At 53.6% G+C, this 12435-nt stretch carries 12 protein-coding genes; 1 reads left to right on the top strand and 11 read right to left on the bottom strand.

Going from position 1 to position 12435, the window contains the following annotated elements; all coding sequences use genetic code 11:
* Positions 1 to 16: 16 nt before the first annotated feature.
* Together NST23_RS09055 and NST23_RS09050 are read right to left on the bottom strand one after the other, a co-directional pair.
* Positions 17 to 1261, bottom strand: coding sequence for an ATP-binding protein (locus tag NST23_RS09055; RefSeq protein WP_122964243.1), 1245 nt, complete (start codon positions 1259 to 1261; stop codon positions 17 to 19).
* 15 nt (positions 1262 to 1276) lie between these two features.
* Entirely contained in the window at positions 1277 to 3091 is a 1815-nt protein-coding gene (locus NST23_RS09050; protein WP_242772029.1) for a PP2C family protein-serine/threonine phosphatase, read from the bottom strand.
* A 176-nt stretch (positions 3092 to 3267) separates the two neighbouring features.
* Between NST23_RS09050 and NST23_RS09045 the strand changes: the two genes are divergently transcribed.
* Positions 3268 to 3453 carry a hypothetical protein gene (locus NST23_RS09045; protein ID WP_063230156.1) on the top strand — a complete coding sequence of 62 codons (186 nt, stop codon included), beginning with the start codon at positions 3268 to 3270 and terminating at the stop codon, positions 3451 to 3453.
* 40 nt (positions 3454 to 3493) lie between these two features.
* On the opposite strand, the gene NST23_RS09040 is transcribed toward NST23_RS09045, so the two are convergent.
* The 9 genes from NST23_RS09040 to NST23_RS09000 all read right to left on the bottom strand — a co-directional run bounded on the left by NST23_RS09040 (position 3494) and on the right by NST23_RS09000 (position 12396).
* On the bottom strand, positions 3494 to 4489 hold the full coding sequence (locus NST23_RS09040) for a hypothetical protein (RefSeq protein ID WP_122964244.1): 996 nt from the start codon (positions 4487 to 4489) through the stop codon (positions 3494 to 3496).
* Positions 4476 to 5474 carry a phosphotransferase gene (locus NST23_RS09035; RefSeq protein WP_122964245.1) on the bottom strand — a complete coding sequence of 333 codons (999 nt, stop codon included), beginning with the start codon at positions 5472 to 5474 and terminating at the stop codon, positions 4476 to 4478. The genes NST23_RS09040 and NST23_RS09035 overlap by 14 nt, the downstream gene beginning before the upstream one ends.
* 14 nt (positions 5475 to 5488) lie before the next feature.
* A complete protein-coding gene (locus tag NST23_RS09030; protein ID WP_173597478.1) occupies positions 5489 to 6955 on the bottom strand; it encodes a LysM peptidoglycan-binding domain-containing protein in 1467 nt (488 codons plus the stop codon).
* A gap of 176 nt (positions 6956 to 7131) precedes the next feature.
* A complete protein-coding gene (gene hemY / locus NST23_RS09025; RefSeq protein ID WP_280648217.1) occupies positions 7132 to 8541 on the bottom strand; it encodes a protoporphyrinogen oxidase in 1410 nt (469 codons plus the stop codon).
* Between the two features lie 12 nt (positions 8542 to 8553).
* Positions 8554 to 9486: a ferrochelatase gene (hemH, locus tag NST23_RS09020; RefSeq protein WP_122964248.1), complete on the bottom strand. Its 933-nt coding sequence runs from the start codon at positions 9484 to 9486 to the stop codon at positions 8554 to 8556.
* A 16-nt stretch (positions 9487 to 9502) separates the two neighbouring features.
* On the bottom strand, positions 9503 to 10540 hold the full coding sequence (gene hemE, locus NST23_RS09015; protein ID WP_122964249.1) for a uroporphyrinogen decarboxylase: 1038 nt from the start codon (positions 10538 to 10540) through the stop codon (positions 9503 to 9505).
* A 138-nt stretch (positions 10541 to 10678) separates the two neighbouring features.
* Positions 10679 to 11527 (bottom strand): DUF4097 family beta strand repeat-containing protein, encoded by an 849-nt coding sequence (locus tag NST23_RS09010; RefSeq protein ID WP_122964250.1) that lies wholly within the window; start codon positions 11525 to 11527, stop codon positions 10679 to 10681.
* A 1-nt stretch (position 11528) separates the two neighbouring features.
* Positions 11529 to 12080 carry an HAAS signaling domain-containing protein gene (locus NST23_RS09005; RefSeq protein ID WP_122964251.1) on the bottom strand — a complete coding sequence of 184 codons (552 nt, stop codon included), beginning with the start codon at positions 12078 to 12080 and terminating at the stop codon, positions 11529 to 11531.
* On the bottom strand, positions 12067 to 12396 hold the full coding sequence (locus NST23_RS09000) for a PadR family transcriptional regulator (RefSeq protein ID WP_122964252.1): 330 nt from the start codon (positions 12394 to 12396) through the stop codon (positions 12067 to 12069). Before NST23_RS09000 ends, NST23_RS09005 begins: the two co-directional genes overlap by 14 nt.
* Positions 12397 to 12435 lie beyond the last annotated feature (39 nt).

The raw sequence follows: 12435 nt of genomic DNA, 5'->3' as shown, positions 1-12435 counted from the left end.
TTTTCCCCAATGTTCATCAGCTTGGCAACGCACTCTCCAAAATAAGCTTGGTCCCTTGTGCTGTGCTGCTCAAATAAATACGATCGCAGTATTGCAGCATGACATGAAAGCCCGCACCGAGGGAATTTCGCGTCGAAAATCCTTGCTGCAGCGTCGCTCGCGGCAAGTCCTCCAGCAAAATCCCCTGCCCCTGGTCGTGAATGACAACCCGGCAAAGCCCCAGATCGTTTGCTATGTACAAAGTAATCGTTCCACCGCTTCCATGCTTGAGTGTATTCGAAGCCGCTTCGTTAACCGCCACCAAAAATTGCAGCAATCGGTTGGCAACAAGCCCCAACGGCTCAAGAGCACGCTTGAACGCTCGCCTGAGCAAAGCCAGATCGCCTGGCTCCTTGATGTCCATCGCCAGCGATTTCCGGCCCTCCCGCAGCAAAAAAAACAGCTCTTCGTCGCTTAGCAGCAGCAGCTTTCCGGCGGTAACCACCCCTAAAATATCGCGGTAAATCTCCCATTCGCGCCGCTTTCTCATCCGTTCTTCCGCGATAGCTGCCGTGACATCGATCAGGGCAATCCCACAGGTACGGTCCGGGAGATCGGAAACATACATCTCGAATACTTTTTTCCCGTCGCCGCTGACGATCTGCTCCCGCAGCGATTCGCCTGCACCACGAACAGCCGCTTCGTTGATCAGACGCTGCATCTGTGTCTCGACATCCGGATCTGCCCGACTCGATCCAAGCGGGCGGATGTTTCCGTCATCAAAAAGGTAGAGGAAGATCGATTCGATTTGCCGCAGGATCGACAGCTTTTGCAGCTCCTGTTTAATCAGCCGTCCTCGCTCGTCGTCGCGATCTTTCCAATTAGTTAATACGTCTGTAGGGTCCAATTCGCCACGCAAATGCCAGGTGTGAAATTCTTCCAGAAGCAATCGCTCCAGAACTTCTTCTTTGCGCAAAACCTTCTCGATATCAACGACATAGTAAGGAACACCGTTGATTCCCTGTAGCCCGCTGCCGATAATGCGAAAATCGAAAGCGAGCTCGACCTCCATGCGTCCATGCAATTGTTTGGACGGACTAAGCAGGCCGATAGCTGTCCGGCTGACTGCTATCAATTGCGCTTGACTTGTTTCCATTGTCGCAAGCTCCGTCACTTTTACCTTGCGCGGCGGCAACACTTTTTGGGCGGACCCGCCAGAACGGAGCTCCAGAAGACAGTTGCGACAAGAGGGATTGTCCGGACACTGTTCACACAGAATCACCGTTCATCCTCCTATTCACGGGCGCTTCAGCTCGGGTACTCCCAACAGTACAGGAGTTTCCTTTCCTCTATGTCCAGCAGAAGAGCCGGACTGAAACTGCAAAATCAAAACGGATATGTCATCGGTTTGCTGGCCTTGGCGCATCATCGCCCACAGGTACGATTCCACACGCTCAATCGTCTCTTCACTGCCCGGCTCGTGCTCGTCCAAAAGAACAGCAAGTTCTTCGAGCAAACCGTGAGAGCTTCGCAGCACATCTTTTCTTCCCGTATCCAATAATCCATCTGTGTATAGTAGTAGTATACCCTCTTCTTTCAAGGGTACTTCCTCAAGCTGATAGGTGCTATCCGCCAAAAGCCCTAGTCCTACGCCCCCGTTGCAGCGCAGAACCGCTTTTTTCGTCGCCGACAAATAGAGCGGCTGCGGATGGCCTGCCCTGGCAAGCAAAATTTTGTGCTGGACAGAGTCGTAGACGGCGACCAGCATGGTAATGTACGAGCGCGTTTTGGCCAAATCAGTATACAGCAGCTGATTCAACCGCTGCAAAATGTCGTCCGGCGACGCGTTGTTTTGCAGCACCGCCCTTACGGCAATGCGAATGCCTGTCGCCCAAATGCTCGCAGGCAGACCGTGCCCGGATACGTCCGCTACAATAAAACAAGTGTAGCGTTCATCAATCGGGACAAAATCAATGTAATCTCCGCCTACGTAAGTGACCGGAACAAAAACGGTTCTGGCGCGCAATCCGTCCACCCGCCATTCCTCTTTCGGAATCAGCATGGACTGGATTCTGCGAGCCAAGCCCATCTCCAGCTCAAGCTCTTTCAGCTCTGACGACTGGTGCTCATGCAGGCAGCGCAAGATCAATCCCCGCACGGTCACGAGCAGCAGCTGGAAAAACGATTGCTCCAGCTCTTTTGTTTCCATATCGTACTCGTTGCATACAGTCTGAGCCAACAGCCTGACATAGCGGGGTGTCTTGGCGGTGTCCCACTGCTCCGAGACGACAATCCGCTCCTCGACGAAGTGCGCAGCGCCATGGTCGTCGCGTCTGCCCCGCTCCATGTGAAAATAAACATCCCCGTGCTCGGACTCCCAACTGATGCCAATGTAAGCAAGTGTTTTGATTTGATGAAACCAGACATCTACAAGCTCAGTCGTTATGCGGTGAATGCTATCGTAATGGACGTCGCTCACGCTGATTTTGTTGCTCGCAATCAGCAATTCCTCGTAATTTTGCTTGAGTTCCTCAACGAGAGACAGCTGATTGTTCATCCACTCCGTATGGGCGAGCTGCTGGGTAAGCCTCGATTCCAGAGAGCTGACCGACGATAGCGTCTCCGACATGAGATGCTGGTTGTCCCTATTGTTTAAGTATGTCCGAACGCTCGTATAGCCAACAGCTATAGCCAATCCTACTTTAGCATAAAACGGCATTTCCGGCAGCGCAAGCAAGGAAGCAGTGATGACCAGAAGAATCACCTGCACGATGCCTGTGTGCTGCCTTGTGCTCATTTGCCAGTCCATTAAAAGCTGGGCACCCTTGATTTGCGTTTTCGCGCGCAGCGGTCTGTGCGTCAAAAGCAAAAAGAGCAAGGAAACGATGCCCGCCAGATAAGTCCCTGAACAAAACGGCACCCCTAGCCCGTGACCGATCCAGGCGAAAGCAAGAACGAGCAAACTGCCAAGTCCCCAGGCAATCAGTCCGATCCCTTGCAAAAAAGAAATGTCAAACCATCTATGCGGTTGCCGCTGCAAGCCGCACGATAAGAAAATCAAATACACACCTATACCTATCCCTGACAAGTAGAGTGCTATTTTCCAGATCATTCGCTCACCTTTACACGTTCGTCCTAGCCTTCCTGCCCTATACGTTCCCGTTTCCTCCCATTCTCAAACCCATATGTTCAAATATACGTAAACAAGAAAGAAATCTCGTTTTTTCGCTGCGGAAATCTAGGCACTGACCCAGCCCACCTCGCATATGCTGAAATGAGGTGATAACGATGATGAATTTTCGCTGGAAGTACAACCCTACCTACCTGCGAATCAAATATGGATGCAAGCAAGTGTTGATTCCCTTGATGATTTTTCAGTTCATCCGCACCGTCCTGTTTCCCACCTCGTTTGACGTGATCCTTCTCGGCCTGCTCGCCCTTTTGTACGTGGCGATCGTGCTGGAGTGGCTGTAAATGCAAAAAGCAACGCCCCACCTTTGTGAGACGTTGCTCGTCAAAAAGCTTGCTGGACCCAACGATGCAACCGCATCAGACGGTCCATATCTTTTTCCAGGCGCTTCACCGCGTACAGCTCACTCCAATCTTTGCGATTGTGGTAATAGACGTCGATGTCCCTCATGATTCGTTCCGGGTACGACAGGAACGCTGCCAACAGCTCGATTTCTTCCGGTCGCAAGGGAAAAATGGCTGCGTAGCGATGGTACAGCTGGGAGGCGCCTGCTTCATCCCCCGCCAGTTGAAAATACGTCCGGTAAAACAGGGTGAGGTCGCGCACAGGCGTGTCAAAGCTGGCTCGATCAAAATTGAGCAGCTTTCCCTTCCCCGAGCGATCCGGCACGATATGCGCGGGGTGCGGATAGCCGTGAATCAGCGACAGGCGAAAATGCGCGTGTGTCTCATGCCGTTCTTTCCAGTCGGTCAAAAGGTCGGTGGCTGTCTGGCTCATCTCTGTCACAAACGCTTTGTTTGCCAAAAAGACGAGGTCGAACGGAGAAGGATACTGCCGCCCTCCCGCCACTTCCGCCGCCTTTTCCATCTGGCCTTGCCAATACTGCCAGCGATTCAGCAGCGAGTCGATCAGCGGCTCTACCTGTCGCGGATCATCGAAGCGATAGTTTTGCGTCAGATGATGAAGCTCGGCCAGCCGCTCGATGGCTGGAGTTGCCCACGCCAGCGGCTGCTCTGTCCACTCCTCGCTCCCCGGCTGCCAGGGCGTCACATAGTACACCGCATCCCCCAGCACAATAAACGGGTCATCGAATTTCGTATACGTAAAAGGAACCGCTCCATCCCAGCCTCGCTGCTGCAGCTGGCGCAGCATGTCGCTTACGAAAACGAGCCGCTTGGCAGACACGTTCGCCCGCTTGCAGACGTAAGAGCCGTAGGGAGTCGTCGCCTTGAATACGTTTGGTTCTTTTAGAAGATCGATGCTCTGCGCGTACATATCGTACTCTTGAAACAACGGATAAACATCGTCATATCGGCTCATCTACTCCCTCCCTCCTCGTCTGCTCAGCCCGGTACGCAATGTGCTGAAGCAACTGGTCTACCGACTCTTGAATGCGCAGCGCCTGCTCGATCGCTTTTACCGATGCTTCTTCCCTGTTCGCAATCCGTCTGGTGTAGGCTTCCATGCTTTTGTACACTTCGCGAGGACGAGCCATAAAAGCGAGCATGACGGTGTAATCTCCGTAGGTGAGCGGCTTGACCTCCTCGTATCCGTCGAGAAAAGCGTCAATTTGCCCCAGATCTTTATGCGTCAAGTAATGATCCCGCAGAAAACTCGCCACGTCTCTTTGCTGAACGGACAAGGCTGGCCGGAAAAAGCCCCTCAGGTACAGCTCGCCTTTCACCATGCCCCAATTGTCCCGCAGCAGCTCCCGATGCGACACACTGACGGTTTCCGGCGTAATACTCGGATGAGTGAGCATGGCCGAAGAGCGCTCCATTCGCTGAAGCATCGGCTGCATCAACTCTGCTACCCATCTTTTTTCTCCCGGCTCGCGTCCGTGCTTGTTCCGAAACGCTTCTGCGAACGCCTTGGCCTTCGTCCATTTGGCATCTGCACCGATTTGCTCTTGCTTCAAGTAATCGATCCCCGACAAGATGGGACTTTCCTGCTGAGACAAGTGCATCATGCCAATGACTCGGCCACACCTGTAAGCCCATTCCGTCCCAGGCTCGCACGCTTCGATGTGCCGGGCGTGGTCGGTCATGGTGACGCCACGCTTGCCTACAACCAGAAACGGCTTGGTCTCTCGCGTACGTATGAACCTTTCCACTACGCGAAACCCCTGACGAGCCAATCGCTCGCGCCAGGCAAACGACCAGCGCATCACATCCACACGCGGCCAGACGTGGAGTTCCTTGGGGCCCCGGTTAGTCTCCAGTAAATAGCAGTCATCGAGCGGCGTGATTCGAATCACGCGCGCCCGATAATGCTGGCAAACTTCGGAGAGATCGATCTTATCCACGGTCCCCCACTCCTTTATTGCGGGATGTACAAAATTTGTCCCGCGACAACCTGTTCGGAAGCGAGCCTGTTCACTTCCACGATTTTGGACACTGGCAACGAATAGCGCTGGGAAATATGCTCCAGCGTCTCGTCACGCTGAATGATGCACATCTTCAACTGACTTGTGCTCTCTTCCTTGCGCCGCACGAACGAGGTGAGATTATGCATCGCCTCCATCGTCCCGGGACTCGCCCCCACTGAAGAGCCGTGGCGGGAGGTGCTGGACGAGGACTCCGCTTCGCTGGCTTGCGCTTCCTGTTTGGCGCGACTGGCTTGCGAAAAGATGGTGGTGATGTTGACATTGGCCTTCTCTTCGCGGGAAGCCTTGCCGGAAATGGCTACTTTCAGCTCTGTCTCTTCCACCACTTCTGGCTGCGCAATTACTGGCTCTGCTTCCTCTTCCTCGAGGTCGGCATGCACTTCTTGTACGGCATTCGCATCGTAGGCAGACTCGTCAGGCTCACTCGCTACCGGAGCGTAATCAATCTCGTTCTGTTCGTGGATGGCAAGCACAGGTTCATCCGCGTCATGCTGTTTTCTCTCCTGCTCGCGGGCCTGAACATCCTGATAGGCAAGCGCATCGTACGCAGGGGAGTCGTACTGAGCCTCAGCCTGACCGTGCGTTTCGTAAGCGGCAGGATCGGCCATCCACGCTTTTTGCGGCTCACTTTGCGCCACCTCCTGCACCTCGCCATAATGTTCCTGCACTTCCCCGTATTGCGACGGGATATCCTCAGGATCGCTGTAGGCAATCGCGGGAGCGTCGAAAACGGACGGCGATTCAGTCGAGTCATAAGAAGCTGGCAATGCCTGCCGTTCCAGTTCTGCTTCGAGCGCACTCAGCTTTTCCTCGATTTCGTCCAGAGAGGCAGGTGAAGCGTACTCCTGATACGATTCGTCCGTCGCATGGGCGTATTCCCAGGCTCTCGCTTCCTCTGCAGCCGGTTCCTGATCGGCTGACGCTGGCTGGGCAGCCTGTTGTTCGCCCAAAAGAATCCCCATGATTTTCAAATCTGCATCAATCAGCATTTGATGCGGAGATTCCAGCTTGTAATCAAAGCTGTCTACAATCGCGTAAATGTCGCCAATTTCCGCAATCCGGTCCAACGGAATCGTAATGTTCAACGGGATGCGATGGCCGATTTGCTCCTCCCAGCCGTACTGCACCTCTTCCGACGCTTCCTGACGAAACGGCGGAAAAGTTACTGCCTCAACCAGAGTTTCCGTTCCGCCGCTGTTCGCTTCTGCGGCCTCCCTGATCGGCTCGTATTTTCCTACCAATTGCAAGCAACCCGTGATCGAGACATACGAATCGTTTTCCAGAACCTCGACATCAGGCACCAGTTCCAGCTCTTGCAATTCGCCGATTCCGGCTCTATCGGATGAGAGGAAAATGGTCTCCTTGATGGCAAACGAAAGCAGCCCATCCTGTAACGCCATTCGTGCTCCTCCTTTTCGAAAACTTGGGCTCCGCCAAGCTTTTTTTTGGGCGATGCCTTTGATGCGCCAAGGTCGATACGAGTTGTACAGGCATCCGATCGACCGAGTGCAGGACATTTCCCTATACTATATGGACAGGACGAGCCGTTTAGCACCGAAAAAAGGAAAAACCGGGGTTAGCTCCCCGGTTGCACAGATGCGATCCATTCCAATATGGCTTTTTTTCCTTGGGCAATACAATCCGGCACACCTACACCGTCGTAGGATGCCCCTGCCACCATGACCCCCGGCAGGCTGGCTTTCAGCTTTTGTTTCACGTCCCGCACCCACGCCTGATGTCCGACTACATATGGAATCGCGTTTTGCAGACGGGTGACACTGTAAAACTCCGGCTCTTGACGGATGGTCATGATCTTGCGCAAATCGCGCAGCACAACTTCCAGAATCTCTTCGTCGGTCATCTGCATAAAGGCTTGCTCTGTCGCTCGCCCGACGAAGCTTCTCAAGAGCGCCTTGTTGTTCGGCACCATGTGCGGCCATTTCCGATGCGCCCACGTACACGCCGTAATCGTCGCACCGGAGTGGCGCGGCACGATGAAGCCTGTCCCTTCCATCCCCAGCTCGATCCCGCTCTCCGGAAAAGCCATGGCAATCGTCGCTACCATGTGCGGCTTGGCGTTCTCCAGTGCCGCAACATTGGCAAAAGGCCGCAGCAAAGGCTCCGAGACAGCGTGGGGTACGGTGAACAAAACGGCGTCCGTCTCAAGCAGCTGACCGTTTGTCAAAGCGAGCGCATACTTGCCGTCTGGCCGTTTTTCCAGCTTGGTGACCCCTGTGCCTTTCAGCAACACTTCACTAGGCAAGCTTTTTTCAATGCCTTCCACCAACGATTGCAATCCGTTCGCAAGCGTCAGGAAAATGCCTTTTGGCTTGCCAGGTGCTTTCGACTGCGGGCGCGAATGCTTCATCGCGAGAATCAGGCTGCGGTGCTGCTTTTCCATTTGCGCGAACTGCGGAAAGCTCGCCAGCAAGCTGAGGTGGTCGAGATCCCCGGAGTAGACGCCTGACAGAAGCGGAGAAATGAGGTTGTCGATCACTTCATCCCCCAGCCTGCGCCGGAAAAATTCGCCTACGGAAATATCCGCATCGCCTTTGGAGGCAGGCAAAATCAAGTCGGCTGCTGCGCGGATTTTGCCTGGCCACGAGATCAGGTCTGTCGTCACAAACGGCATCAGCTTGGTCGGCACCCCCATCACGGCGCCTTCCGGAATCGGCTGCAAGCGATTTTTGTGCCAAATGTAAGCCTGTCCGGTGCTGTTGCGCACCAGTTCATGCGCAAGCCCCAAATCGGCTGCCAGCTCGCCTGCGCTCGTTTTCCGCTCCAAAAACGAATCCGGTCCCAGCTCGATGACAAAGCCTTCGTGCCGCCACGTCTTGATCTTTCCGCCCAGGTGATCCTGCTGTTCGAGCAGCTGATAGGAAATCGGCAGCCCTTTTGCTTCGATCTCTTTTTGCAAGTAAAAAGCAGCGGTCAATCCGGTGATGCCGCCGCCAACAATCGTTACATGATAAGATTTCTCGCTCATGTGATCAATCCCCTAGTTCGCCAGCTTTTTCCCGATCGCATCAGCCAGACAGGAAATAAACGCAGGTCTGGCGTTAGGCATCGGAGGGCGATGGTAGTGAACACCCAGCTCTTCCGTTACTGCCTTGCATTCCATATCATTGTCAAACAACACTTCGAGGTGCTCGGCTACGAACCCGACCGGACAATAGACGAACGACTGGTAGCCGTGCTCTTTGTACAAGTCTCTCGTCAAATCTTGAACGTCTGGCCCAAGCCACGGCTCTGGCGTGTTGCCCGCACTCTGCCAGCCGATAGCATAGCGGGAAATTCCGGCCTGCTCGGCAATCAGCTTGGCTGTATCCTCCAGTTGCTGCGGATAAGGATCGCCAGACTTCAAGATTTTTTCAGGGAGACTGTGGGCAGAGAAGATGACGACGGCTTGTCCGCGTTCTTCTTCCGGCATCGAGGCAAACGTACCCGCAATCGCTTTCGCCCAGTATTCAATGAAGCCCGGTTCCAAATACCAGCTCTCGATGCTCTCGATTTTCGGGCCTTGGATCGATTCGGAATGCTCCTGCGCTCTGCCGTTGTACTCTTTTACGCTGTAGCTGGAGTAATGCGGAGCGAGAACCAGACTTACCGCCTCTTCAATACCGTCTCGCTTCATCTGCTCGACAGCATCCTCGATGAACGGGGCAATATGCTTCAACCCCAAGTATCCGACAAACTCCCGATCGGGATAACGCTTGTTCAGTTCCGCAGTCAGCGCTCGCACCTGCTCGTCCGTAATATCCGCAAAACGGTTCAGCCCATCTACCGCCTCATAGCGGGCTCTCAAGTCGTCAAGCAGTTCTTGCGGCGGTTTGCGGCCGCGGCGAATGTGCGTGTAGTATGGTTCGATTTGCTCAGGGCTGCGCGGCGTTCCATACGCCATCAGCAAAAGCCCTGTTTTTGGCTTCGACATTTCCAACCCCTCCTGGTCACACGTCCCGTTTGTAGCTATGAATGAACGCGGTCAATTTTTGCAGCGTTTCTACCTTGGCGTCAGGGAATACACCGTGCCCCAGATTGAAAATGAAACCTGGCTGTTTTGTACCTTCGTCGAGAATCTCTTTCGCTTTTGCTTCGAGCTTCTCCCAAGGAGCAAGCAGCAGCGTCGGGTCGAGGTTGCCCTGGAGCGTTTTGGTCACACCCATATTGCGCGCTGTCGTGATGGAAGTGCGCCAGTCCAGACCGACGACATCCACAGGCAAGCGGTTCCAATCCAGCAAAAGATGACCCGCACCGATTCCGAAGTAGATGGTCGGCACTCCTGTTTCTTTCAGCGCTTGAAAAATCCGGGTCATGACAGGCGTTATGTACTCGCGATAATCTTCGTCGTTCAACGCGCCTACCCATGAGTCAAACACTTGAACCGCTTGCGCCCCGGCCTTGATTTGCGCCTTCAGGTACGTGATCGTCAAGTCGCCGAGCTTCTCCATCAGCGCCTGCCAAGCTGCTGGTTCCGTGTACATGAAAGCTTTGGTCTTGTGGTAATGCTTGGAAGGGCCGCCCTCGATCATGTAGCTGGCAAGGGTGAACGGCGCTCCCGCAAAACCGATCAGCGGAACAGACAACTGCTCGCGCAACAGCTTGATCGATTCCAAAATATACGGCACGTGCGTTTCCGGCTCCAGGTCGAGCAGGCGCTGCACATCCGCCAATGACTCAATCGGATTGGCAATCACCGGGCCAATTCCCGACTCGATGTTCACGTCGACACCAATCGGTTTTAGCGGGGTCATGATGTCCGCGAACAAAATGGCGGCATCTACGCCCAACTGGTCTACAGGCAGGCGTGTCACTTCTGCGCACACTTCCGGTATGTAATTCATCTCAAAAAAGGTATACTTCGCGCGAATTGCGCGGTATTCGGGCTGGTATCGTCCCGCCTGGCGCATGTACCAGACAGGGACATGCTCTGTCGCCTCCCCGCGGCATGCTTTCAAAAACGTATCGTTAAATGGTTTTGAAGTCATGAATAATCCTCTCTTTGCACAATAATCTGTCCCATCAATATGATACCACTGGGCATTCGACAAGTAATGACTCTTTTGTGTCAAAATCTTTTCGTTTCGCGCTTTCCAATCCTATCCACCATTGTTGCCAAACTTCTTCTATTGAATGCGGATATCTCCCGTAGAAGTCTTGACATACACCTTCGGCCCCGCTGTTCCGAGCGTTCCTTTCATGTAATACCTGTCTTTTTCCTCGTAGGACATCCCTTGCCAGCCAGCCTCGATCGTTCCCGTATCTGTGGAAAGTTCCAGTTGCGCCTTTTCCGGCTGCTTTTCCACTTCCATCCGCACATCGCCCGTATCGGTCCGGATTGTCGTATTTTGCGTCAACTCAGGCAAAATCAGCTTGTCGATGTCTCCTGTGGCCGTGTCGATCGTTACAGCGGCGCGGATTCCGGCAAGCTGCATATCCCCCGTGTCGGTCTGTATGTCCAGCCGCTCACCCGCGAAGCCGTTCAACTCCAAATCACCCGTGTGAGACGCGATGTCGGCTTTTCTCGCAGTCAACGCCCCGCTGGTGATATTGCCTGTGTCGGTTTTCAAGCGAATGCTCTCATACTGCTTTTCCGGCAACGTCACTTCCAGCTTCAAGTCGTCGTTGCCTATATAGAAAAGGCTCACGCGCAGCTTTTCCTGAACGTACACCACAAGCGTCCCGTCCGGCCTTACTTCGCTCGTAAATTGCAGGCGATCTTTTTGCATCTCGGCAACTTCTCCGACGAGCCGCACAGTCGCTTTCTCTACTTTTGCCGGCGTAATGACCAAATCTGCGGTTCCTGTGCTCACATCCACTGCCTTGAAATCTTGCTCAATCGTTTGCTGCTGCTCGACTTTTTTTAGCGAGAAGGCGAAATATTCTTGCTTGGAAAACAGCCAAACAAGCCCGCACACCCCGATGATAAACAGCAGAAAGCTGATGCCGAACAGCTTTTTTCCCCAATTTTTCATCTTATTTCCCCCTGATCATCTGCACGTTAAATTGCAGATACTTTAGGAACATGCTGTAAATCCACTTGGTGAAGCGCAGCAAGCCTACCGTGAGCATTCCTCCCAGTCCGACCGATACAAGGCTGCCAAACAAGAGCAAGAGCCGTTCCTGCGACGGTTCGGGATACCCGTATTCCATCAAAATGCCAAACGGTGCCACCAGAAGCGAGAAGGAGACGGCATAGCAGGCGATCAGCACGCCGATCAAGCCAAAAAACGGCCCGAGGACAAACAGCAGATTGAAAAAGCCCAGACTGATCGTGGCGAGAATGGCTCTGGACATATTGCTTACCGATGCGTTGGACTGCGCCTGATCAATCCGGTAGCCGGCCAAAAGCTCTCTGGCAATCGTTTTTGGGCTGCCCAGGCTTTCCGCAATTTCATGCTCACTTTTTCCTTGCTTGATCCCGATCAAAAAATGTTCGGTATAATCAGCCAGGATGTCCAGACGCTCTTTGTCAGGCAAATCGCCAAGCAACGCGCCCAGCTCATCCATAAACTCACGTCTTGTCATACCCCAGTCCCTCCTCTATCATTTCGTTGACCCCGCGGTTGAATATGCGCCACTCCAGCACGAGATCATTCATGTAGCGTCTTCCCTGCTCGGTCAGCCGATAATATTTTCGTGGCGGCCCTTCTTGCGATTCTGTCAGATAGGTTTCAAAAAAGCCTTCCAGGGTCAATCGGCGCAGCAAAGGGTAGACGGTCCCTTCCGCAATATGAAACTTCTCGGAGATGCTCGCGACCAGTTCATATCCGTATCTGTCGCGTTTGGCGGTCAACACGAGAACACACAGCTCCAGGACACCTTTTTTAAACTGTACGTTCATTGTCCATCACCCATGTCAAAGCTTACCAAATTGCTACTG

Origin of the sequence: Brevibacillus sp. FSL K6-0770 (assembly GCF_038000275.1) — a bacterium.
Taxonomy (GTDB): Bacteria; Bacillota; Bacilli; order Brevibacillales; family Brevibacillaceae; genus Brevibacillus; species Brevibacillus parabrevis.
Note: the sequence above shows the minus strand (reverse complement) of the source record. Positions and strands in the feature narration are given on the sequence as shown.